At 39.8% G+C, this 24,916-nt stretch carries 22 protein-coding genes; 18 read left to right on the top strand and 4 right to left on the bottom strand.

What is annotated here, in order from left to right; all coding sequences use genetic code 11:
* The first annotated feature begins 103 nt into the window (after positions 1–103).
* The 7 genes from PVK70_RS09985 (at position 104) to purF (ending at position 10,054) form a co-directional block, all read left to right on the top strand.
* Complete coding sequence (locus tag PVK70_RS09985) at positions 104–4,060, top strand: FimV/HubP family polar landmark protein (protein WP_130048195.1); 3,957 nt, start codon at positions 104–106, stop codon at positions 4,058–4,060.
* A gap of 90 nt (positions 4,061–4,150) precedes the next feature.
* A complete protein-coding gene (truA, locus tag PVK70_RS09980) occupies positions 4,151–4,939 on the top strand; it encodes a tRNA pseudouridine(38-40) synthase TruA (RefSeq protein WP_130048194.1) in 789 nt (262 codons plus the stop codon).
* Between the two features lie 177 nt (positions 4,940–5,116).
* Positions 5,117–6,001, top strand: a complete 885-nt coding sequence (accD, locus tag PVK70_RS09975) for an acetyl-CoA carboxylase, carboxyltransferase subunit beta (RefSeq protein ID WP_130045489.1) — start codon at positions 5,117–5,119, stop codon at positions 5,999–6,001.
* A gap of 100 nt (positions 6,002–6,101) precedes the next feature.
* Entirely contained in the window at positions 6,102–7,382 is a 1,281-nt protein-coding gene (gene folC, locus PVK70_RS09970) for a bifunctional tetrahydrofolate synthase/dihydrofolate synthase (RefSeq protein ID WP_130048193.1), read from the top strand.
* Positions 7,383–7,391: 9 nt separating this feature from the next.
* The gene (locus tag PVK70_RS09965; RefSeq protein ID WP_130048192.1) at positions 7,392–7,952 is read left to right on the top strand and encodes an SPOR domain-containing protein; all 561 of its coding nucleotides are present in this window, start codon (positions 7,392–7,394) and stop codon (positions 7,950–7,952) included.
* 61 nt (positions 7,953–8,013) lie between these two features.
* Positions 8,014–8,505 (top strand): CvpA family protein, encoded by a 492-nt coding sequence (locus tag PVK70_RS09960; protein WP_130048191.1) that lies wholly within the window; start codon positions 8,014–8,016, stop codon positions 8,503–8,505.
* 34 nt (positions 8,506–8,539) lie between these two features.
* On the top strand, positions 8,540–10,054 hold the full coding sequence (gene purF, locus PVK70_RS09955) for an amidophosphoribosyltransferase (RefSeq protein WP_130048190.1): 1,515 nt from the start codon (positions 8,540–8,542) through the stop codon (positions 10,052–10,054).
* A gap of 83 nt (positions 10,055–10,137) precedes the next feature.
* On the opposite strand, the gene PVK70_RS09950 is transcribed toward purF, so the two are convergent.
* On the bottom strand, positions 10,138–11,013 hold the full coding sequence (locus tag PVK70_RS09950; RefSeq protein ID WP_130048189.1) for a LysR family transcriptional regulator: 876 nt from the start codon (positions 11,011–11,013) through the stop codon (positions 10,138–10,140).
* Between the two features lie 251 nt (positions 11,014–11,264).
* Between PVK70_RS09950 and PVK70_RS09945 the strand changes: the two genes are divergently transcribed.
* From PVK70_RS09945 to recR, 6 genes are all read left to right on the top strand, one after another.
* Positions 11,265–12,365, top strand: a complete 1,101-nt coding sequence (locus PVK70_RS09945; protein ID WP_130048188.1) for a response regulator — start codon at positions 11,265–11,267, stop codon at positions 12,363–12,365.
* A gap of 58 nt (positions 12,366–12,423) precedes the next feature.
* Complete coding sequence (locus PVK70_RS09940; RefSeq protein ID WP_130048187.1) at positions 12,424–12,789, top strand: YbaN family protein; 366 nt, start codon at positions 12,424–12,426, stop codon at positions 12,787–12,789.
* Between the two features lie 143 nt (positions 12,790–12,932).
* Positions 12,933–13,478: an adenine phosphoribosyltransferase gene (gene apt, locus PVK70_RS09935; RefSeq protein WP_130045481.1), complete on the top strand. Its 546-nt coding sequence runs from the start codon at positions 12,933–12,935 to the stop codon at positions 13,476–13,478.
* 103 nt (positions 13,479–13,581) lie between these two features.
* The gene (gene dnaX / locus PVK70_RS09930) at positions 13,582–15,711 is read left to right on the top strand and encodes a DNA polymerase III subunit gamma/tau (RefSeq protein ID WP_130048186.1); all 2,130 of its coding nucleotides are present in this window, start codon (positions 13,582–13,584) and stop codon (positions 15,709–15,711) included.
* 103 nt (positions 15,712–15,814) lie between these two features.
* On the top strand, positions 15,815–16,150 hold the full coding sequence (locus PVK70_RS09925) for a YbaB/EbfC family nucleoid-associated protein (RefSeq protein ID WP_130045479.1): 336 nt from the start codon (positions 15,815–15,817) through the stop codon (positions 16,148–16,150).
* Between the two features lie 103 nt (positions 16,151–16,253).
* Positions 16,254–16,856 (top strand): recombination mediator RecR, encoded by a 603-nt coding sequence (gene recR / locus PVK70_RS09920; protein WP_130045478.1) that lies wholly within the window; start codon positions 16,254–16,256, stop codon positions 16,854–16,856.
* On the opposite strand, the gene rrtA is transcribed toward recR, so the two are convergent.
* Positions 16,828–17,391: a rhombosortase gene (gene rrtA / locus PVK70_RS09915; protein ID WP_130048185.1), complete on the bottom strand. Its 564-nt coding sequence runs from the start codon at positions 17,389–17,391 to the stop codon at positions 16,828–16,830. The two genes, recR and rrtA, sit on opposite strands and share 29 nt — an antisense overlap.
* A 14-nt stretch (positions 17,392–17,405) precedes the next feature.
* Between rrtA and PVK70_RS09910 the strand changes: the two genes are divergently transcribed.
* Positions 17,406–18,032: a tRNA-uridine aminocarboxypropyltransferase gene (locus PVK70_RS09910; protein ID WP_130048184.1), complete on the top strand. Its 627-nt coding sequence runs from the start codon at positions 17,406–17,408 to the stop codon at positions 18,030–18,032.
* Between the two features lie 23 nt (positions 18,033–18,055).
* Here the strand turns inward: PVK70_RS09910 and PVK70_RS09905 are convergent, their stop codons facing one another.
* On the bottom strand, positions 18,056–19,402 hold the full coding sequence (locus PVK70_RS09905) for an anti-phage deoxyguanosine triphosphatase (RefSeq protein WP_130048183.1): 1,347 nt from the start codon (positions 19,400–19,402) through the stop codon (positions 18,056–18,058).
* Positions 19,403–19,572: 170 nt separating this feature from the next.
* Between PVK70_RS09905 and PVK70_RS09900 the strand changes: the two genes are divergently transcribed.
* Both PVK70_RS09900 and PVK70_RS09895 read left to right on the top strand, forming a co-directional pair.
* Positions 19,573–20,970 carry a coniferyl aldehyde dehydrogenase gene (locus tag PVK70_RS09900; protein ID WP_130048182.1) on the top strand — a complete coding sequence of 466 codons (1,398 nt, stop codon included), beginning with the start codon at positions 19,573–19,575 and terminating at the stop codon, positions 20,968–20,970.
* Between the two features lie 101 nt (positions 20,971–21,071).
* A complete protein-coding gene (locus PVK70_RS09895; RefSeq protein WP_130048181.1) occupies positions 21,072–21,956 on the top strand; it encodes a DMT family transporter in 885 nt (294 codons plus the stop codon).
* A gap of 104 nt (positions 21,957–22,060) precedes the next feature.
* Here PVK70_RS09895 and PVK70_RS09890 read toward each other — a convergent pair whose 3' ends face one another.
* Positions 22,061–23,209: an iron-containing alcohol dehydrogenase gene (locus PVK70_RS09890; protein WP_130048180.1), complete on the bottom strand. Its 1,149-nt coding sequence runs from the start codon at positions 23,207–23,209 to the stop codon at positions 22,061–22,063.
* Positions 23,210–23,401: 192 nt separating this feature from the next.
* Here PVK70_RS09890 and PVK70_RS09885 point away from each other — a divergent pair, with 192 nt between their 5' ends.
* Positions 23,402–24,286, top strand: a complete 885-nt coding sequence (locus PVK70_RS09885) for an AraC family transcriptional regulator (RefSeq protein ID WP_130048179.1) — start codon at positions 23,402–23,404, stop codon at positions 24,284–24,286.
* Positions 24,287–24,334: 48 nt separating this feature from the next.
* On the top strand, positions 24,335–24,868 hold the full coding sequence (locus tag PVK70_RS09880) for a dihydrofolate reductase family protein (protein ID WP_130048178.1): 534 nt from the start codon (positions 24,335–24,337) through the stop codon (positions 24,866–24,868).
* The last annotated feature ends 48 nt before the right edge of the window (positions 24,869–24,916 follow it).

Raw genomic sequence — 24,916 nt, 5'->3', positions numbered from 1 at the left:
CCATAAACCACACAGTTTTTGCTTAAAAGCTACAGTTTTTTTATTATTATCCGATATAGTTATACAGATATTAATTTTTTCATTTTACTAAGAGGCATCTCTAGTGTCTGACGCATCCAAAAAAATGTTTAAAACGCTGACTCCTTTAGCGTTATTCGTTGCATCACAGTGTTCGGTTGCGAACGCTGCGGGTACAATTCAAATTGTAGGTCCGGAAGGAAAGGATCAAACCGTCAGTTCACAGGTAGTGACGCCATCACAATCAACAAGAACCGCTACTGTTGCATCACAAAACTTAGCATTAGAAAAACAATCGGCAGCGGCCCCGACAAAAGTGTATGGGCCAACAAGAGAAGATGAAACTTTGTGGTCGATTGCAAGTCGAGTAAATCCATCGAATACCACATCAGTTCAGCAAACCTTATTAGCTATCTATCGTTTAAATCCCCATGCTTTTGAAAATAACAACATTCATGGATTAGAGCCAAATAGCCGATTACGTTTACCGACATTAGAACAAGTTCGTCGTGAAAATACAGATGATGCGAAACAATTATTGCTTGCGCATAGTAAAAAATCAGTAGTTAAAAAAGCGCCTGAAGCTAAAGTTGAACATATTGCTAAAGTTGAAAAAACAGAACCAAAATCAACAGTAGCACCAATTAAAACAGAAACGAAAATTCAAGAGTCAAAAACCGTCAATAACACGGTTAAATCAATTGAGCCAGTTGTTGAATCAGCTCCTTCAGTGGTTGCTCTAAAATCTGAACTAGAGACAACAGAGCAAGAGTTCACCGCACTTCAAGAAAATAATCATCAGTTACGTGTACGATTAGCTGAAGTACAGCATGAAGTTGATAACTTAAAAAATGAATTAAGTGATGAAGATCGTATTCGAAATGAAGTCGAAAAATTCATTAATGAACAAAAACAGTTAGCGGTAGCAGAGAAAAAAGCAGAACCAAGCGCAATGGATAATTTAGCGTCGAGCCCGGGTTTAATTGCATTGCTTGCACTTATTCCAGGAGCGCTTATTGCTGGCTTAATTGCTTTCTTCTTCTCTCGACGTAAGAAAGAAGAAGACGAAGAAACGACAGAAAGTTCGTCAGACACACCATTGCCGTCTGCATTAGCAATGCCAGAAGATAATTTTAATATGGATGATGATATTCCAGAAATTAGCTTAGATGATGATGACGATATCTTGGGTGATCTCAACGATGATGAATTCTTATTTGGAAACGATGACTCAGACTCTAATGATGATTTGTTTGCTGAATTTGAAACAGAAAAAACAGATTCAGATGATGATGACCCATTTGCTTCATTAGATGAGGATGATGATTTAGAGTCAATGCTATCTGATGATCTTGACCTTGATAGTTTAGATGATCTTGACGATGACCTTGATATGTCTTCAAGTGCATTAACCGTTGATGCGGAAGAAAAAGCATTAGGCCTTGAAGAGATGGAAAAAGCGCTTAATGATTTTGACAGTGATTTATTCTCAGAAAGCGATCTTGAAACGGAAGATGATGATTTTGACTTATCATTAATTGATGATTCTGATCTTTCAGCACTTGATAAATCAACCCCTGAACTAGAAGAAAATGAAGATCTAGAGGGCGGAGAATTAGATCAATCAATGCTTGATGATTTGTTCTCATCAATGGATGAGGATGAAGAAGAGTCGGAACTAGATCAAGGCTGGGACCTTGATGAAAAAGAAGAAACAAAACTAGTTGATGAGCCAAGCCGTGATTCGCTTGAAGATGAGTTAGATTTCGATACATTGCTTTCAGGCATTGAAGATAAACCAGAAGAAAACTCTGAAAGTATCGATTTGGATAGCGATACAGAAATGTTTAATGAGTTATTGGATGACTCAAATGATAAAGATAACACTAGCTTAAATATTGAAGATGATCTTGATTTAGATGTTAATGAAGACAGTACCGCATTATTGGATGATCTGTTAGATGAATCAGATAATGAAGACGATCTTGATTTAGATGTTGATGAAGACAGTACCGCATTATTAGATGACCTGTTAGATGAATCAGATGATGAAGATGACCTTGATTTAGAGATTGATGAAGACAGCACATCATTGTTGGATGAGTTACTGGGTGACGATGATGAACTAACTGATGAAGATGATATTGAAATTGATGAAGATAGCACTTCATTACTTGATGAGTACTTATCAGAAGGTGACGACGACGATGATATTAAGATTGATGAAGACAGCACTGCTCTATTAGATGAGCTAATTGGCGATGATTCTGAAGAGGATGATGAAGCGCTGGGAAAGACTGGCGATGATGTTGACGTTGAAGGTGTAGCAGCATCAGAATCGCTTTCAGAAGACACGCCTAGAGATGAAGATTGGCTAGTTGAAGCTGAAGATGATGAAATCGATGATATCCCATTGTTTGAGTCAGAGTTAGTCTCAGAACCAGAATCATCATTGGATCTTGATAACTCATTAGAAAAGGCAGAAGAAGACGTATTTGCTAATTTAGAAGATGACTTGGAAGCCGATGAAGTAACAACGCTTTCACCAGAAACTGAAGAAGTAGAAACCGAAGAGAGTGCAGAGTCTGAGTTAGATGAAGATACTGATTTCTCGTTTGATCTTGATGTGTCTTTAGAAGCAACAGAGCTGAATGAACTTCAAGCTGAAGAGCCAATTGAGCTAGAAGACGATCTGTTAACAGAAGAAGTACTTACTGAAGAAGCGCCGTTAGTCGTAGAGACAGAGACAGAGGCAGAAGAAGACGTATTTGCTCATTTAGAAGATGACTTGGAAGCCGATGAAGTAACAACGCTTTCACCAGAAACTGAAGAAGCAGACATCGAAGAGAATACAGAGTCTGAGTTAGATGAAGATACTGATTTCTCGTTTGACCTTGATGAGTCTTTAGAAGCAACAGAGTTGAATGAACTTCAAGCTGAAGAGCAAATTGAGCTAGAAGACGATCTGTTAACAGAAGAAGTAGTTACTGAAGAAGCGCCGTTAGTCGTAGAGACAGAGGCGGAAGAAGACGTATTTGCTCATTTAGAAGATGACTTGGAAGCCGATGAAGTAACAACGCTTTCACTAGAAACTGAAGAAGCAGACATCGAAGAGAATACAGAGTCTGAGTTAGATGAAGATACTGATTTCTCGTTTGATCTTGATGAGTCTTTAGAAGCAACAGAGTTGAATGAACTTCAGACTGAAGAGCAAATTGAGTTAGAAGACGATCTGTTAGCAGAAGATGCGATAACAGAAAATGCCCTTGAGGAAGAAACTCTAGCTGTAGATAGTGCGTCAGAAATTGAAGATGATCTTGATGAAAATGATTTCTCATTAGATGATTTTTTAGAAAGTAGTGCGGTTGATTTTTCACAGCCTAATGATGATTTAGATGAAGAAGCAGATGAAGATCATCTGGAAGGATTATCGATTGAAGATGCGTTAGCTGCTTTAGAAGACGATATTGATACCACCGAAGACGACAAATCAGAAGAGTCATTAACTGTTGAAGATGAGAAAGATGTCGCGCCCTTTGATTTTCATTCACGAGTGTCAGATGAAGAAAAAGAAGCGTTAACTCACTTAGATAGTGCTGGTTTAGACATTGATAGCATGATTGATGATGGTGCTAGCGATTGGAGTGGATTCAATCTTGATAATACATCAAGCATGGACTCTGAGGTGGAAGATGAAGATTGGGCAGAACAACCAAACTTCGCTAATGATCCCCATGGTGATGATCGCTTTTTAAGTATTGAAGCATTAATTGCAGAAACTGAAAACGGAGATAAATCAACCTTCGAAGAAGAAGACCTTAATTTAGATGTTGGGTTAGATGACTTTCCCGATATGCTAGGTAACGTAGGCTCTCATGATGTTGATGTAAATAGTGACGTTCAAAGTAAGCTTGATTTAGCAAGAGCCTATATTGAAATGTCTGATGATAAAGGTGCTTTAGAGTTACTTGAAGAGGTTCTTCGCAGTGATGATGCGCAACTAAAAGTTGAAGCTGAAAAATTAATGAAACAACTAGGCTAACTTTAAGAAAACAATCTTAAAAAAGGCGGTGGCAGTGAGCCCCGCCTTTTTTTATAATGACGTATAATTGAATAAAAAGAATCAAATCTCATGCGAATAGCTTTATGTATTGAATACGATGGTGCCGATTACTATGGTTGGCAGCGTCAGAAAGACGTTAATAGCGTCCAGGCGGAATTAGAAAAAGCCTTAACAATTGTTGCAAATGAACCAATTGAAGTGATGTGTGCAGGTAGAACGGATGCTGGTGTGCATGGCACCGGACAAGTTGTTCATTTTGATACAACAAGCACTCGCAAACTCGCAGCATGGATGATGGGAGCGAACGCTAATTTGCCAAAGAACATCGCCGTTCGTTGGGCAAAGGAAGTGAACGAAGATTTCCATGCTCGTTTTACAGCAACAGCGCGACGTTACCGATATATTATTTACAACAACCGTCTTCGTCCAGCAATCTTAGGGCACGGTGTTAGTCATTATCACGAACCGTTAAATGCAGACCTAATGCATCAAGCTGGGCAGTATTTACTCGGTGAGAATGACTTTACTTCTTTTAGAGCAATACACTGCCAATCTCGTAGTCCTTGGCGTAATTTAATGCACCTTAAAGTCACTCGTCATGGTGATTTTATTGTTATTGATATTAAAGCAAATGCCTTTGTTCATCACATGGTTCGTAACATTACTGGCAGTTTAATTCAGGTTGGTAAAGGCAAACAAAAACCAGAATGGATACAGTGGCTACTAGAAGCGAAAGACCGTAAATTAGCCGGAGCAACAGCAAAAGCAGAAGGACTATATCTCATTGATGTTGATTATCCGCAGGAGTGGGAACTACCGCGAGTACCACTAGGCCCATTATTTTTAGCTGATAACTGATATTACATCTATATTAAATACGTCTATTTAATAAACAAAAAGTTGATGTAGGTTCAATATTGAAAATAGGTACAACCAGTTTTTTATCTACACTGGCTGTTATTTATGGTTTAATCTAATTAATTGAATTTATTTCTCTTGCGATGGTGCGAGAGATCACTAATAGAAAGGTCGTCCATGAGTTGGCTTGAAAAGATTTTTAATACAAGCAATATTGTTAGTTCACGTAAAGCATCGATCCCTGAAGGGGTTTGGACGAAATGTACGTCATGTGAACAGGTTCTATATTCTGCAGAGTTAGAGCGTAACCTAGAAGTGTGTCCTAAGTGTGACCACCATATGCGCATGAAAGCACGTAAACGTTTAGAAACATTTTTAGATGTTGAAGGTCGTGTGGAAATTGGCCAAGAGCTAGAACCAAAAGATGTTTTGAAGTTTAAAGACTCAAAGCGTTATAAAGATCGTATTTCTGCTGCGCAAAAATCAAGTAATGAAACTGATGCGTTAGTGGTAATGAAAGGGACTCTATTAGAGCTTCCAGTTGTTGCTTGTGCATTTGAATTCTCATTTATGGGTGGTTCAATGGGCTCTGTTGTTGGTGCTCGCTTTGTTAAAGCGGTAGATGCTGCAATTGAAAATAACTGTCCTCTTGTATGTTTCTCAGCAAGTGGTGGCGCACGTATGCAAGAGGCACTTATGTCTCTAATGCAAATGGCAAAAACAAGTGCTGCTCTTGCACGTTTGTCTCGTAAAGGCCTACCATTTTTCTCAGTATTAACCGACCCAACAATGGGTGGTGTATCTGCAAGTTTAGCAATGCTAGGTGATATTAATATCGGTGAACCAAAAGCCCTAATCGGTTTTGCTGGTCGTCGTGTTATCGAGCAAACGGTACGTGAAGATCTACCGGAAGGCTTCCAACGTAGTGAATTCCTACTTGAGCATGGTGCGATAGACATGATTGTTGATCGTCGTGAAATGCGTCAACGTATTGGTGGCTTAATGGCTAAAATGACAAACCAGTCATCGCCATTAGTTGTTCCTGTTGACGGTGCAAAGTAAAAATTAAATCAAATGCGAGCAAGGTTGCTAGTTCTTACTTAAAACAGCACCCTAAGTCATATATACTGTCACTCTATTCCGTCAGTGAAGTAGTTGAATTATGACATCATTTGATTCTCCGAAAGCCACATCTGATTTATCGGTGTGGCTTCGTTATTTAGAAAGCATTCATACAAGTGCAATTGATTTAGGCCTTGAGCGCGTTCAGCGTGTTGCACAACGAGCAAAATTAACAAAACCAGCATCAACGGTAATTACAGTTGCAGGAACGAACGGTAAAGGTTCAACCTGTGCATTAATGGAATCTATTTTAATTAATGCGGGCTATCGTGTTGGTGTTTATAGCTCCCCTCACCTTATTCGTTATAACGAACGTATTCGTATTAATGGTAACGATTTATCTGATTCTCTTATCTCTCAATCTTTTGCTGCTATTGAAGCATGGCGTAAAGAAACATCATTAAGTCTTTTTGAGTTCGGAACGCTATCTGCTTTGTGGGCGTTTAAAGCACATCAAGTGGATGTTGTCCTTTTAGAAGTTGGCTTAGGCGGGCGTTTAGATGCGACAAATGTGGTGGATCATGACGTTTCTATTATCACGAGTCTCGCGGTTGATCATGTTGATTGGCTTGGTGATGACATTGAAGTGATTGGTTTTGAAAAAGCAGGGATCTACCGCTCTGAAAAGCCAGCGATCTGTGGCCAACCAAATCCTCCATCAAGTGTCGCAGCTCATGCTGATGACATCGGAGCGGATTTATATCAAGTAGGCTACCAGTTTGATTATAGCGTGAATCCTGAGACACAAACATGGACATGGAAAAGTGGGGCGTTTGATCTAGATAACTTACCGTTACCAAATTTACCTTTAGCGAATGCAGCAACAGCGATAATGGCGTTAGGTACGTCTGGATTAGAACTGAGTGATGTGAATATTGTCGAAGGTTTGAAACTGGCTAGTTTACCGGGCCGAATGCAGCGTTTAAGTCGTGGTAACGGAGAAGCTGAGCCAACAATTATTCTTGATGTTGCGCACAACCCACATTCAGCAAATTATCTCGTACAACAAATAAGACAGCGTTTCCCAAATAAGAAAGTACATGCAGTAGTCGGCATGTTGCATGATAAAGACATTAAATCGACCTTGAGTGAGTTCACGGGAGTGATTGATGTTTGGTATCCTGCATCTTTATCTGGCCCACGAGCAGCGAATGCAAGTGAGTTAACTGCGGTTTTATCAGAAGAAATAACAGAATATTCATCACCAGTTGATGCTTTTAAAGTAGCCTTACAACAGGCTGAAAATGATGATTTAATTTTAGTCTTCGGTTCTTTCCATACGGTTGGTGAGGTATGGGATTACTGGAAACAAGAAGCATAAGGAACATAAGTGTCTAGTCCATTTCAGCGACGTCTAGTCGGAACTATTATATTGGTTGCTATTGGGGTAATTGTTTTACCTGATGTATTTGATGGTAAGAAAAAACACTACCAAGAAGAATTTGCAAGCATTCCAATTAAACCAGAGCTCTCTAAAGATGTAGAGCAATTTGAGATACAAGAGCCAGTAGATTTTGATGCTGAACTTCCAGGGGAGCCTGTAGAGGTGACCATTGAGTCGACAGAAGCAGAGCCGGAAAAAGAAGTACTTCACATTGTAGAGAAAAAACCAGCAGTTGAAGCACCGAAAATTGATTACGCAAAAAGCGCATGGATAATCCAGCTTGGCGTGTTTAGAAATGCAGATAATGCTCAAAATCTAGCGCTTAAATTACGTAAGCAAGGTTTCCAGGCGCATACTTTCCCTAAAGAACCTCAGAAAGGAGATTTAGTGAGAGTTGCTGTTGGCCCAGATATTTCAAAATCGGATCTTGAAAAACAACTACCGAAATTAAAAGAAATAACTGGCTTAAATGGTCAATTGCTTAAATTTACACCACTAAACCCATAAGAAAACGTTTGCGTAGCGGATTTTTCTGTTAAAATGCGCAGCAACAGAGAAAAGATAAATTATGATTTGGATCGATTTTGTCATTTTAGGTGTTATTAGCCTATCAGCTTTAATCAGTTTGGTTAGAGGATTTGTAAAAGAAGCATTGTCATTAGTGATATGGTTTGGTGCCTTTTTTGTTGCCAGTAACTTCTATCCTAAATTAGCAGCGTATTTTACAAATATACATGATGAAATGATAAGAAATGGCAGTGCGATAGCTGCCTTGTTTGTGGCAACCTTAATTGTTGGTGCTGTTGTTAACTATGTTGTTGGTCAATTAGTACAAAAAACAGGGTTGTCAGGAACAGATAGGATTTTAGGGATTGTCTTTGGTGGATTAAGGGGCGTGCTAATTATTGCAGCGGTTCTATTCTTCAGTGATGCCTTTACATCATTATCAGATTCAGAGTGGTGGAAGCAATCGCAATTAATACCTCAGTTTAAGGTTGTAATTGCGTGGTTCTTTGATTACTTAAAGGATACATCAAGTTTTCTTCCTGGCGCTAAATAGCGCCAGTTTTTTAGTAAATTGAGGACTCTAGGACATGTGCGGTATTGTTGGAATCGTGGGCGCAACACCAGTAAACCAGTCAATCTATGACGCTTTAACAGTGCTACAACATCGTGGCCAAGATGCTGCTGGTATTATTACCATAGAAAGCAATCGTTTCCGTCTGAGAAAGGCGAACGGTTTGGTGAAGGATGTGTTTGAAACAAAACACATGCAACGCCTACAAGGTAACGTTGGTATTGGACATGTTCGATACCCTACAGCAGGTAGTTCTAGTGCCTCAGAAGCACAGCCTTTCTATGTAAACTCTCCTTTTGGGATCACATTAGCGCACAATGGTAACTTAACCAATGCGAATGAAATCCGTGAGACTTTATTTGAACAAGAGCGTCGCCATGTTAATACGACTTCTGATTCAGAAGTATTATTAAACATCTTTGCTCACCATCTTGATGAATCTAAGAATTACCCACTCACTCAAGACGATATCTTTAAAACAGTAGCTAAAGTACATGAACAAATTCGTGGTGCTTATGCGGTAACGGCAATGGTGATTGGTCATGGAATGGTTGCTTTCCGTGATCCAAATGGCATTCGTCCATTATGCCTAGGTAAACGTGAAGTAGAAGGCCGTACAGAGTATATGGTGGCGTCTGAATCCGTCGCTCTTGATGCTGTCGGTTTTGATTTTGTACGTGACGTAGCACCAGGTGAAGCTATATATGCACCATTTGAAGGTGGTCTATATACACAACAATGTGCGCATGATCCAAAGTTAAATCCATGTATCTTTGAATTCGTTTACTTTGCTCGTCCAGATTCATTTATTGATAAAATTTCGGTATACAGTGCACGAGTTGAAATGGGTAAGCGTTTGGGTGAAAAAATCAAACGTGAATGGGAAGATCTAGAGATAGATGTAGTTTTACCTATCCCTGAAACTTCATGCGATATTGCCCTTGAGATTGCTCAAATTATTAATAAGCCTTACCGCCAAGGGTTTGTGAAAAACCGTTATGTTGGCCGTACGTTTATTATGCCAGGTCAGCAAGAGCGTAAAAAATCGGTACGTCGTAAATTAAACGCTATTCGTTCAGAATTTAAAGATAAGAATGTACTGCTGGTTGATGACTCAATTGTTCGTGGTACTACTTCTGAGCAGATTATTGAAATGGCACGAGATTCAGGTGCTAAAAATGTTTACATGGTATCAGCTGCGCCAGAGATTCGTTTCCCGAACGTATACGGTATTGATATGCCAAGTGCAAATGAGTTAATTGCTCATGGCCGTGAAGTGGATGAAATCTGTAAGCAAATTGGTGCTGACGCATTAATATTCCAAGATCTGTCAGATTTAGTTGATGCTGTCGGTTGTGGTAACCGTGAAATTGAACGCTTTGAAACCTCAGTTTTTAATGCGCACTATGTAACTGGTGATGTAGACCAAAATTACTTAGAGTATTTAGAAAGTTTACGTGGTGACGATGCAAAAAAAGATCATGAAGCTCAAAATGTAGCAAGCTTAGATATTTATAACGAAGAAATTTAAATTTCGTCTAAAGAAAAGCCTGTGATATCTGTTATCACAGGCTTTTTTTGTATGTGTGTCTTGTCCTGAAATGTGTTGTCGTATTAACTTGGTACGTGGCTACTTACGAAATCAATAAAAAGACGGACTTTTTCAGGTTGATGATCTTTATGGTTATAAATCATATAAATATCTCTAGGATTCGCTGACCAGTCTTTAAGAACGCGTACTAGTGAGCCATCAGCAAGGTATTGGCGGATCATGATATCTGGCATTAGCGTTATCCCTAAACCATCAGAACAAGCCATTCGAATTACATTAAGTTCACTCGCCTCAAAACGCCCAGCATCAGTAATTGTGACAGATTCACCATCATTATTCGTTAAACGCCAACGCATTAAAGGGTTGCCTTTTAGTAAATGGTGTTCATGTAACTCTTGTGCGTGTGTTGGCTCTGAATTTGCTTCTAAATAAGCAGGGCTAGCGACTAAAATATCTTCTAAAGATCCAATTTGACGAGCAATAAGTGACGAGTCTCTTTGCTTTCCAACACGGAAAACAATATCCCAATCAGTTGGGTCAAGCTGTTCTGGTTGGTTGCTCATAGTTAAGTTAATACTGATATTAGGATAGATCAGCATAAACTTATTTAAGATAGGTTGAATCATGCGTTTGGTCAGGTTTGAGGGAGCTGCGATTTTTAATTTACCAGCAGCGCCACGGCACTCTTCACCTAGGCATTCACTGGTATTAACTAAGGTCGCTAAAATTGGGGCGCATTCATCATAAAACTTTTGTCCCGCTTCTGTTAGTGATAACTTGCGAGCGTGGCGATTAAGTAAGCGAATATCTAAAGAATCTTCTAAGGCTTGAATCCGACGAGTAATTGTCGCAACAGGGATTAGGGTTTTTCTTGAGGCGGCAGTATAGCTGCCATTATCAACAACCTGTCGAAACAAATTTAAATCATCTAACTTCATTATATTAAGATACTCTCTGTTTTTTCGAGCGCTAAAGTGTAACTAAAACAGTAAGGGACGTGTTGTTATAAGTCAACTAAAGTGAAATTCTATAAATAAAAGAGCATTTTCGCCAATTTCTTAGCAGTTATTAATAATCTTATCTAAAAATATTTGTGCTCCACCCAATATAGAACTAAATTTATTCTGAGTAATAACAAAAATAAAGGAAGTATCCATTATTTGCTAAGGAACGTGCAGAGGGTTGTCGTATGTCGATAGAGCAGTGCGAAAAAAATGTAGATGAAGTTAAAGCACCAGTAGAAGATTTACTTTTTAATAAAGATGTATTGATTGTTGATGACGATCCTGTTTTTCGATCTATGGTAAAAGCGGTTTTAGAAAGTTATTCATGCAATGTTAAAGAAGCTTGTAATGGCTTAGAAGGGTTGAAAATATTACAAAACGCATTACCAGATGTGTTGTTGTGTGATTTAGCGATGCCAATCTTAAATGGCATCGAGTTTGTTGAGGAAGCCGTTTTAGAATACCCAATGTTGCCAATCATTGTCATTTCAGGCAGTGGAGATATGCAAGATGTGGCAAAAGTGTTGCGTTTAGGAGCAAAAGATTTTTTAGTTAAGCCTATCAATGATATTTCTATTTTGATTAAATCATTGGTATCGGCGTTAAAGTTAAGTGAAGAGAGTTCTCAGCGGATGCAGGACTTTTCTAGCCAATGGTTCAGAACATCAGAACTTGATAAAAGTTGTAATGATGAGCTGCATTGGCACTTAGACCATTTACAAAATGAACCTAATATAGGCAGAGAGCTTTTATTTGAGTTGTTGCCAGAAAATGATGCGCAGCAAGGTAATTGGAAATTAAGTTATCGATTATTACAACCAGCAGATGGAATGCCACTGATTTTTGATTATGAGTGGTTGTTAGATGGCCGTTTATTCTTTTATCTTGTCGACTCAAAATCAGATGAGGAGAGTGGTGTTGTTTCTTGTCTGTTGATCAGAGCATTTTTTAATGATTTGATCCGAGATCAAAACATTACATTAAATACAATACCAAAAATGGTTGCTTCGATTGAAAAAGGAATGGCAACGATGGCACATTCTTACCCCATGTCAGGTATGTTTGGGTATGTCGATTTTTCTGATGAGGCCATCTTTATTTTATCTGCAGGACTTGATGCCGTATGGGATAATCAGAAAGAGCGCAGTGTGGTACGAGGAAGCGAACAATTAACTCAGGGAGCCGAAAATAACAAGGTACATCGTTTCCCTATTACACAGGAAAATAGCTTACTTTTAAACAGTTTAGGGTGTAGCAGTTTTAAGCTTGAATTAAGTTCTTCATAGATTGATTGTTTAGTGATAGCCTCACGTTAGAGTATAGTTTTGGTTTAGAGAGACAGATTTGCATTTTACCCATAAGGCGTTTTGGTTTTTTATTGGCGTTATCGCATTAGTTCTAGGTCTTATTGGTGTATTTTTACCTCTCCTACCAACGACGCCATTTTTGATCTTTGCTAGCGCATGTTTTATGCGAGCTTCACCTCGAATCCATGCTTGGCTTATTAAGCACCCTTATTTAGGCCCTCCTATTGTTGAGTGGCAGGCGTGTAAAACTATCAAGGCCTCCATTAAAAAGAAGGCGTTTGTAATGATAGTGCTTAGCTTTCTTCTCTCTATCATAATAGCGCCAGTTTTGTGGGTGAAATTTTTATTGTTAGTATTAGCAATTACACTTCTATATTGGTTTTCAACCATCCCAAGTTCTTAATTTTTAAAATAATCGACTAGCGCAATAGGCATTAGAACAACTGCTCATCTCGACGGGTAATACTTGCTCACAACACAGAAAGTGAATAACATAAGTCGGTTAATTTTTTTTAATGCCGGATTTAGGCAGAATAGGACAAAATCATGTCGACAGAAACACTTGAACTGATTAAAAGCAGCATCAAATCTATTCCTGATTACCCAAAAGCAGGCATCATGTTCCGTGATGTAACTAGCTTGATGGAAGACCCAAAAGCATATCAAGCGACAATTCAGCTACTTGTAGAGAAATATAAACAAGGTGGCTTTACTAAGATTGTTGGTACTGAAGCTCGTGGTTTCTTATTTGGTGCACCATTAGCGCTAGAGTTAGGTGTTGGTTTTGTTCCTGTACGTAAGCCTGGAAAACTTCCACGTCCGACAATCGCACAAACGTATGATCTTGAATACGGTACAGATACGCTAGAAATTCATACTGATGCAATTGTTGAAGGTGATAAAGTATTAGTGGTTGATGACCTACTAGCTACTGGCGGTACGATTGAAGCAACAGTAAAACTGATCCGTCAACTTGGTGGTGAAGTTGAGCACGCAGCATTTGTTATTAACCTACCAGAAATTGGTGGTGAAACTCGTTTAGAAGGTTTAGGCCTAAACGTATACAGCATCTGTGAGTTTGCTGGTCACTAATTCCTCATATACACAATAAATTGAGTGAGATCTCTCTATCAAGGGAGATCTCATTTTTTTGCTGTGCTACGATTTAGATCTATTTTATTTTGGGCTGTATTCTATGAGCTATCAAGTTCTGGCACGTAAGTGGCGTCCGCATCATTTTAAAGATGTGGTTGGCCAGCCTCACGTGCTTACGGCGTTGGAAAACGCACTTGACCATAATCGACTTCATCACGCTTACTTATTTAGCGGAACTCGTGGTGTGGGTAAAACCACCATTGCACGTTTGTTCGCGAAAGGGTTGAACTGTGAAGAAGGGATCACATCAACCCCTTGCGGTGTGTGTTCTACTTGTAAGGAAATCGACGAAGGACGTTTTGTTGATTTACTTGAGATCGATGCCGCTTCTAGAACCAAAGTAGAAGATACTCGTGAACTGCTTGATAATGTTCAATATAAACCTGCGCGTGGTCGTTTTAAGGTTTATTTGATCGATGAAGTTCATATGCTGTCGCGCCATAGTTTCAATGCGTTATTAAAAACATTGGAAGAGCCGCCAGAGTACGTCAAATTTTTATTAGCAACGACCGATCCACAGAAACTGCCTGTAACGATATTGTCTCGTTGTTTGCAATTCCATCTAAAGCACATCAGTGTTGATCAAATTCATGAGCAGCTAGATTTTGTTTTAGATAAAGAAGAAGTAACAAAAGACGCAAGAGCATTAGGCCTGATTGCTCATGCTGCTGACGGCAGTATGCGTGATGCACTGAGCTTGACAGATCAAGCGATAGCATTGGGTAATGGCTCTGTTACCACTGATATTGTTTCAGCGATGCTAGGCACTTTAGACACGGATCAAGCGGTTCGGATTTTAGAGGCTATAAGCACGAAAAACATGCAGACATTAATGAGCTGTGTGAATGATCTTGCTGATATGGGGATTGAATGGGATGGATTAGCAAAAGAAATCGCTAATCAATTGCATAAATTAGCCATGTATCAAGCACTGCCGGCTACTTTGGATAAAACACAGCCAGATGCAGAGCGTATTGAACTGTTAAGTGGCCAATTATCTCCACAAGAAGTGCAGCTTTTTTATCAAATTGCCTTACAAAGCCGTAAAGATTTACCGTTAGCGCCAACGGAAAAAACGGGCGTTGAAATGATGCTGCTAAGAATGGTTGCGTTTCGTCCCGTTCATGCACAACAGTTAGATGCTCAGCCGATTGCTGTACCATCAACAGAGCCTCAAGTTGTTCAACCTATGGCGATGCCAAGGCAGCAGTCAGCACCGCTTGTAGACTCAAATCCAGCAACGATGAGACCTCAAACGCCAGTTCAGCGTCAGGCATCTCAAATCGCTCAACCACAACAAGCGAATACTCAGAATCAATACGTACCACCAGTAGAGTCAGAGCAACCACCTATGTATGATGCGCCTCCTATGGGGGATTCGCATCAATCAATGCAGCAAACGTCATCTTCTGTACCTCCTGTACAGCAAGAGCCTGCTGTTGCACCAAAAACGGGTTTGCTTGGCGTTCGTAACCAGTTACGCAGTGCAAAAAATAATTTAGCTAACACAAACAATGGTACTGGCTCAAAAAAGTCTAGTGCGGCATCCGATAAGAAAAAAACGAGTTCAGTGCTAGAACGCATTGCTGAAAAACAGCATTTAGCCCCTCGTGCTCAGGTGTCGCAAATTGGAAGTTCAGCAGCACAAGAGAAAAAACCAGAAGAGCCTTATCGTTGGAAATCAACACAACCTGAACAGAAAAAGGTCGTGAGTGATATTACTCCAACCAAGTTAAAGCAAGCACTAGAGCATGAAAAAACACCAGAGATGGTAAAATTACTGGTGGAAGAATCATCAAAGCAAGATGAATGGTCAGCACTGGCCATGTCATTAACCCTGCCAAAATTGGTTCAACAGTTAGTGTTAAATTCGTCGTTTGTTGAGAAAGACAACCAAGTAACATTACATTTGAGAGCAGCTCAGTCTCATTTGAATGGCGATAAAGCCAATGAATTGGTAGCTCAGGCATTGAGTCAGGCGCTTAATAAAGACATCACAGTATTGATTGATATTAGTACTGAGGGTACGACACCTTTAGAATTACGTGAGCAAATGTATCAAACCAAATTACAAACGGCGTACCAAAGTTTACAACAAGATCCACACGTGAATTTCTTTATACAGAGGTTTGGTGCAGAAATGGATCAAGAAAGTGTAAGGCCGATTTAATTCGTTCTTATACAAATAAAGTAAAATATACATATGGGTTGAAATTGTAATATTCATCCCCATTTTCTTAGTAACAAAGAAGTAAATTTAAGAGAGAATAATTATGTTCGGTGGAAAAGGCGGCATGGGCAACTTGATGAAGCAAGCCCAGCAAATGCAAGATCGCATGCAAAAAATGCAAGAAGAAATCGCAAACATGGAAGTAACTGGTGAATCAGGTGCTGGCCTTGTTAAGGTTACTATCACAGGTTCTCACAGTGTTCGTCGTGTTGAAATCGATCCAAGCTTAATGGAAGAAGACGAAAAAGAGATGCTAGAAGATTTGATCGCAGCCGCGTTCAATGATGCTTCTCGTCGCATTGAAGAAACACAAAAAGAAAAAATGGCTGGTGTTACTGGTGGAATGCAAATGCCACCAGGCTTTAAAATGCCATTCTAATTTATCTTAAATGATAAAAATCAAGACAGATTATTCATATTTATCTTGGTAAAATTAGGCGGCTAAGTGGCTGCCTTTTTCTTTTCTGGAATATAAAAAAACTATGCGAACAAGTGGTTTATTAGAACAATTAATGGAATCATTACGATGCCTACCTGGCGTTGGTCCAAAATCAGCTCAACGAATGGCGTTTCATCTTTTACAACGTAACCGTCAAGGGGGAATGCAACTGGCGGACTCTTTGTCTCGTGCGATGTCTGAGATTGGACATTGCTCAGAATGTAGAACATTTACTGAAGAAGATACGTGTGCAATTTGTTTAAACCCAAAACGTCAAGCCAGCGGTGAGTTGTGTATCGTAGAAAGTCCTGCCGATATCGTTGCGGTAGAAGCAACAGGGCAATTCTCTGGGCGTTATTTTGTTTTAATGGGGCATCTCTCTCCTCTTGATGGTATCGGTCCAAGTGATATCGGTTTAGATTTATTTGACCACCGTTTAGGCCGTGGCGATATTACCGAAGTGATTTTAGCAACGAACCCGACGGTAGAAGGCGAAGCGACAGCTCACTATATTGCTGAAGTGTGTCAGGAGCACCAAGTCCCTGCAAGTCGAATTGCGCACGGTGTCCCTATGGGCGGAGAGCTAGAATTAGTGGACGGTACAACGCTATCTCATTCTATTTTGGGGCGTCAGAGGCTGTACTAAGTGTATAGAAATAGTAGAGTAATTGGAGTATTGCACCACAACATGCTCCAATTAGGTGAGCCTCTATAGCAACGTTAGCATTTATTAAAGATATGGTTGAAGCGCTTGCTCCAAAGTATTGTTCCCAAGCAATTTTAGCGACGACACCGACGAGTAATAACCACCCTGTACTTCGTTGCTGTTTGATGTCTTCAATCGCAGCCCAGATAAATAAGCCATGTAATACACCAGATAAGCCTACATAAGATTGGATAGGAGATAATAAGAGAAGCCCTCCAGTCATTAAACTGATAGAAAGCAGTAGGCCCCACAATTTTTTTGGATTTAATATGTCCTTAAAAATAAAACAAAATACCATTAGTGCGGCAGCATTCATTATTAGGTGAGCAAGGTTAGTATGGGTAAAGTTACCCGTAATTAATCGCCAAACCTCGCCTTGTAGAATTAAGTTTCTGTCCCAAGTAAAAAAATCAGATACTGGTGTTAGTTGTGCAAACCCAAGCATAACTAAAATGGGAAAAAGTAATTTCAACAAAACAAAGGTTCCTTGTGATTCGATTTTGTCTTCAATGTTTAAAAACAAAAAAAGCCTGCATTTGTAAATGGATAACCCCGATCTCTACTGAGATTGAACTCATCATACTACAGCATCCAACAGAAGCTAAGCGACCATTAGGGACAGCGAAGATCCTATCGCTAAGTTTGGCAAACTGTCGCACTTTTATTGGTGAGAATTTTACTGAGCATTCTGAATTAAACCAATTATTAAGTGATGATAATTATCAGCATCAAGTGCTTTTTTTAGACAACACAAGCCAGGTGATTTCATCGGCCTCGAATACATCAGAGAAAAAACAGCGTGTAATTTTATTGGATGGGACGTGGAAGAAAGCCTACAAGATGTGGCAGCTCTCGACGAATCTGCATTCATTACCCAAGGTGCATCTTGATACTGAGTTATCGGGCAATTATCGTGTTCGAAAAGCGCCAAAAGACAACGCTCTATCAACAGCAGAAGCGGGTTACCATGTACTCAGTCAATTAGATAATGAATCGACAGCATCAGAAACTGCCGATAAATTTGGTTCGATTCTAACGGCTTTTGACAACATGATAGAATTTCATATTAGCCAAATGCCGGAAGGGGTGTATCAAAAGAACTACCGTTCAGAGTAGTTCTTTTATTGTTCGGTATTCGATCAAATAGGAACAAAAAGCTGATTATATAAACGCTGAGCATAACCATCGGTCATGCCGGCAATATAGTCAGCAATCACTCGATGCGCATTACCACCTGACATCATTGCTTCTTGCCATTCTCGTTTATCATTTTCAGGCAATAAACGTTCAGGATCAGAATTTAACGCATCAAATATTTCCATCACAATTTGCTGACCTTTGTACTCAATCCGTTGCATTTCAGAGTGGTGAATTACGTATTTACCTACAAACTTTTTAAGCACTTCTAAGGCATAAGTCATGGACGGGCTTAAATATGCATTCCAACGCAGTAATTCTGAATCGAACTCAGGCTCTTCCTCGAACGTCGTTTTTTTAATACTAATAGAGGTTAATAATGCATTTACAATACTACCAATCCCATCTTTACGTTGATATTGAAGACCTGAAAACAGCTTGTCACTGATGGTTTCAATATTAGCTTCAAACCATTCATCACCACACTCGGCAAGCTTACTTGCTACAGATTCTTGCCATTGGTTACGAGTGACAATCCCCATCACAATCGCGTCTTCTAAATCATGAACACCATAAGCAATATCATCAGCTAGCTCCATGATTGAGCAATCAATGGATTTAAAGCGTGTTTTTCTATGGCTATTATCGCCTTCTTTTTGGAACCGAAGTGTAGATAGCAGGGCTTTATCGTGATCAGATAGTGGGGTCAAAACCCAATTTAGGATCTGTTCATCATCACGGTAAATTCCTTTCGGTGGATGCCATTCAATGGATTTTAAGTGACGTAAGTTAGCGACCGGTTCAGGGTGGAAGCTAGAGTGAACTTGGTCTAAAAATGCAGGGTATTTAAGAACACCAAGTAGAGTTCTTCTTGCTAAGTTCATACCGAAATGTTCAGTATAAGGCTCTAGTTTACTTAAAATTCGTAACGTCTGCCCATTGCCTTCAAACCCGCCATGATCACGCATCATATAATTAAGCGCAATCTCACCACCATGACCAAAAGGAGGGTGGCCTATATCATGAGCTAAACAGATACTTTCCATTAAACTGGTAGAGGTTAATAGGTTACGAAACTCGGGCTGCCTTAATTTAAGTTGTGCAACTACACCAGTGCCAATTTGTGAAACCTCTAAAGAATGTGTTAAGCGCGTGCGATAAAAATCATTGGCACTGCCTGGACCGTGAACTTGAGTTTTTGCTTGAAGGCGACGAAAAGCAGCAGAATGGAGAATACGAGCACGATCTCGTTGAAAAACGCTGCGCTGATCATTACGACGTAACTTTTGTTCGTTACTTATGCGATCTTCCCATTGTGGGGACAGAGTAATATTGGTTGGTTTATTCATTATTATTGTTCTCACAGTTATTACTATCTCTATATCATTACAGCCTTGTTACAAAAAGATCAATGAGTTATTTAAAAAAGAGAAGAAGAGCACAGGCCTAAAGTAGAATGATTTCGCGAATTAAATGGCATTGCTATAATGATTTTTTGGCCAATAAATGGACTTAGACCATGAACAGTGTCGTTAATTTATCGTATGAATTTGAGCAGCTTCAACAGGCATATCAAGCGTCTCCTTACCCTGCAAAAGAAGATCGGCTATCACTACTTATCAAATTAAAAGCGGCGCTTTTAACTGAAAAAGGGGCTTTAGTCTCAGCACTTGAACAAGATTATGGGTTTAGAAGTCATTTTGATTCAAGTATTTGTGATTTGATGCCTTCCATTCAACACATCAATTATACGCTTAAGCGTTTGCCTAAATGGCTTAACGTTAAAAAGCGCCATGCAGGACTATTGCTCTCTCCTTCAAAGGTGTCAGTGTGTTATCAGCCGCTTGGCGTTGTTGGTGTTATTGTCCCTTGGAATTTTCCTATCTATTTAAGTATTGCGCCTATTGTAACTGCAATTGCTGCGGGCAACCGTGTCATGGTCAAGTTAAGTGAATACACGCCTCAAACAAATCAAGTGCTTCGCCGTGTGTTCGCTGAGCTTTCTCAGCACGTTTGTATTATTGAAGGAGAGGGGGATGTCGCGGCAGAGTTCTCACAATTGCCTTTTAACCATCTATTATTCACAGGCTCAACTCAAGTCGGTAAGCTAGTCGCCAGTGCTGCGGCTAAAAATCTGACACCTGTGACTCTTGAGCTAGGTGGGAAATCACCAGTGATCATCGCAGAAGATGCCGATTTAACATCAGCGGTAGATGCTATTATGCTTGGCAAGTCTATGAATGCAGGCCAAATTTGTGTTGCGCCTGATTATGTCTTTGTTCCTAAAAATAAAGTGGATGACTTTATCTCGCTTTATTCTCGTCGATTTTTACAAGCTTTTCCTGAGAAAAAGGGACGACGAGAATACAGCCATATCATTAACCAAGCTCAATATAATCGTCTAAATAACTACCTTGAAGATGCCCAAGAGAAGGGAGCCATAATTACGGCGATTGGTGATGTTGAGAAAATAGACGGTCGTTCATTCTTACCTCGTTTACTGACGAACGTAACTGACGACATGCAAGTAATGAAAGAGGAGATTTTTGGACCGATATTGCCAATTATGGGTTATGACAAAATCGAAGAACCCTTGAATTATATTCAGGCGCGTCCGCGCCCATTAGCATTATATGTGATGTCATTAGATAAACAGCTGGTTAAAGACATCAGTCAGAAAACACACAGTGGTGGCTTAGCCGTTAATGACACTATGATGCATGTGGCTGCTGATGATGCTCCTTTTGGAGGCATTGGTGATTCAGGCGTAGGGAGTTACCATGGCATTGAAGGCTTTCAAACCTTCTCTCACGCTAAAACCATATTGAATACACCAAATTGGTTACCAAGAGCAAGGTTGCTGTTAAAACACAAAAAATGGATGCTAAAAATCTTAAGTCATAAATTTATGAGCTAATAAGCCCAGTTTATAGGGGTTTGTTAGGGGTTAACGGTTGGCAAATGAGGGGAACAGTCGTATGATTTGTTTCCCTTTTTTCAATGTGAATAATGACCTTTATGTCTCAGCATCAACCTGTCCAAGGTGCGTCTTGGATGTTAACTGCAGGCCTTGCCTTTGCGATAGTTAACAGTATTGCTCAATACGTCAGTATGAACTTTGGCTTACCATCAACCATGGTAGCACTGGTTCAATACGCGATAGCACTTGTTGTTATTTTGCCGTATTTACGCACATTAGGGCTTCGTAATTCACTTCGTACTGAGCATTTTGGTATGCATGCGCTGCGTGTATTCTTGTCGGTAATTGGTATTCAACTGTGGTTGTGGGCATTAGCTTACCCAGTTCCGATTTGGCAAGGCATCGCCCTTTTAATGACCTCTCCTTTATTTGCGACTATTGGCTCTGGCTTATTCTTAAAAGAGAAAGTCGGTGCGGCTCGTTGGTGTGCAACATTAGCTGGTTTTGTTGGGGCGATGATTATTCTTGAGCCATGGGCAGATAGCTTTACATGGGCAACACTATTACCTGTTGGCGCTGCTTTCTTCTGGGCTTGTTATTCGTTAATGGTTAAGAAGATGTCGTCAAACGATTCACCATCGACTATGGTAGTGTATCTTTTGGTTCTTATTACCCCATTTAATATCTTATTGGCGTTACCCGATTGGCAAACACCAAGCGGTATGAATGTGTGGCTATTACTATTTGGCGCTGGTGTAATGACGGCATTGGCGCAATGGGCTATCGTAAAAGCCTATGCTGTTGCTGATGCGTCGTTTGTGCAGCCGTTTGATCACGCTAAATTGCCATTAAATGTGTTAGCTGGGTGGGTAGTATTTGGTTGGGCACCTCCAGGACGCTTATGGTTAGGTGCGGCAATAATCATAGCTTCTGTTGCTTTCATTACTCAATGGGAGCGTAGAAAGAAGCCTGTGATTAAGTGATCTATTCATTATTTTAATTTATTAAGAATAAGAAAAGCCGATTTAGCATTACAGTGTGCTAAATCGGCTTTTTATTTTGTATCTAGAACGATGGAGATGCGATATTACTTCACAGCGTCTTCTAGAATCTCACGTGACACTTCAAGGGTAATCGCTTGATGTTCACCTAATGCAACCATTCCGTGAGCTTCAAGTTGCTTGATGATGGCATCAATCGCTGTTGCTTTATCATCGCCATGTTCCGTTAACTCTGTTGGCGAGTTTAAGCTATGGTAGAAGGTTTCGATTTCAACAATAGTGCGCTCTGCTAAATCATCTGACATCTCTAAACCAAATACGTTTTTACCCATTTGCTCTAGTTTAGCGCGTTTTGCTTCGATTTGGTTACGAAGTAAAGATGGCTGAATGATAGATAAAGAACGAGCGTGATCAACATGATAAAGCGCAGTCAGTTCGTGACCAATCATGTGCGTAGCCCAATCATGAGGAACACCAGTACCAATAAGGCCATTTAAAGCTTGGTTTGCTGTCCACATTAGGTTTGAGCGCCATTCATTGTTGTTACGGTTGTCGTATTGAGCGCCAAGCGTTAGTAAATTACGTAACAGCGTTTCTGCGTACCCATCTTGAACCATTGCACCTGTTGGCATTGTTAAGTATTGCTCACAGGTATGAACCCAAGCATCGACTAGACCATTAATCAGTTGGCGCTCAGGTAATGTTTTCATTGAATCAGGATCAAGAACCGCAAATTTAGGTTGTACTGCTGCCGCCATGAAAGGCAGTTTAGTTTGTGTCGATTTTTGAGTGATTACTGCACCAGAGTTAGATTCAGAGCCTGTTGCCGGTAGCGTTAAAATTGCGCCCAGTGGCACAGCTTCTGTCACGGTATGCTGACCAATTAGGATATCCCAACCATTACCGTCATATTTCGCTGCAGCAGCAACGTACTTAGAACCATCAATAACAGATCCGCCACCAACAGCAAGAATATAATCTACGTTTTCTGCTTTAACGATAGCAACCGCTTTGTCTAGTGTCTCAACTGTTGGGTTTGGCTCAACGCCTGAAAACTCGATCCAAGAATGGTTAGCCAGTGCTGTAACAACTTGGTCATAAACCCCATTTGTTTTAATTGAACCACCGCCATAAATGACTAATACTTTTTGGTCTTGTGGGATTGATGTAGCAATTGCTGCGATTTGACCTTGGCCAAAATGAATTTGTGTCGGGTTAACGTAAGAGAATTTCATTGCTGTACCTCATTTCTTCCAAAAGGTGATGTTCTATTTTCTAGAACTTATTATTTCAATAAGTGCATATTAGTATTCAATTGTGACATTAGAAAGGTAGGTTTCTGCTTTTTTATTGCCTATTTCTACAATTGCATGTATTTTCAAAAAAGAAAGTCATAGATGTGATCTTGATTAGATAAAGGAAATAGGATGAGCTCTCTTGGTGAATTAATGCAAAGCTATGCTGATCATTATGGTTTTAATGATCTTGAAGGGATTAGAGAGACGGCTATTCCTGGTGTATGGTTTTATCGCAGCAGTAAAGGTAACCAGCGTCAGCCTTTTGTTTATCAATCAGGCATCATAGTGATGGGAAAAGGCCATAAACACATACATATTGGCAATCAGCCTGTCAGTTATGGACCTGATGATTATCTGGTTGTTGGTGTACCTATGCCATTAGAGTGTGAAGCATTTCCTGAAAATGGAGAGCCGCTATTAGGGCTCAGTATTGATGTTGATTCGTCGTTGCTTCATCGCTTAGTTAATGAATTAGAAGAGGCTGATTTTCAGCCAAGTAGACAGTCGCAACAAGATGGTTTTGGTTTAACGTCAGTTAAAATGGCAGACGAGATGCTTGAAAGCTGTAAGCGATTAATGATTGCATTGCATTCTGAATTAGATACAAAAATGCTAGGTGAGTCATTACTTACAGAAATTGTGTATCGAGCACTTACAGGTCCTGAAGGGCACGTTTTATTTAATTTGGCTCATCATGACAGCCAATATGCACGAGTTGCTAAAGCGATGAATAAGATGCATCAATCTTATGCGGATGGGTTAACCGTGCAACATTTAGCGGAAGAGGCGAACATGAGTGTTTCTGCCTTTCATTCTGCTTTTCGTAAAGTAACATTTGAATCCCCATTGCAGTATTTAAAAAAAGTACGCTTGAATAAAGCCAAAGAATTAATTCAACTAGAAGGGCGACGAGTAACTGATGCCGCGCATTTAGTTGGATATACCAGTACTTCACAATTTAGTCGCGAGTTTAAGCGTCATTTTAATATGACGCCTAAGGGCAGTATTGCGTAATAATTATTACCAAAGAATAGAGTAAATTTAGATATATCGGAGCTTTTAATGTCAAACAGTGTATTTATAGCAACAAGCCTAGATGGATATATCGCGGATAAAAATGGAGGCCTTGATTGGCTACATGCCATTCCAAACCCAGAACAAGATTCGATGGGGTTTGTTGAACATTTTGATCGTATTGATGCGATGGTCATGGGGCGTAACACGCTTGATATGGTATTAAGTTTTGGTGTTGATTGGCCGTATTCCAAACCCGTTTTTGTTCTGAGTAATACCATGGCATCAGTACCTGAAGGGTATGAAGATAAAGTCTTTTTAGTTAAGGGTGAGTTAAAAGAAGTTCTTAACGATATTCATGCGAAAGGTTTTAAAGATCTGTATATCGATGGTGGTGTGACGATCCAAAATTTCTTAAAAGAAGATTTGATTGATGAGCTTATTATTACCACTATTCCTGTACTTTTAGGTGGAGGTTCACCATTATTTGGTGATTTAGAGCAGCCGTTAAACTTTAAGTTTGTGAAGAGCGAAACCTTCCTTGGTGCGATTATTCAAAACCATTTTGTGCGTGAGCGTTAGTCATTAAAATTTAGTGCTACGAATAGTAAAAAGCCTGCAAGTGAAGTG

Source organism: Aliivibrio sp. A6 (assembly GCF_028765505.1).
GTDB classification, from domain to species: domain Bacteria; phylum Pseudomonadota; class Gammaproteobacteria; order Enterobacterales; family Vibrionaceae; genus Aliivibrio; species Aliivibrio finisterrensis_A.
Note: the sequence above shows the minus strand (reverse complement) of the source record. Positions and strands in the feature narration are given on the sequence as shown.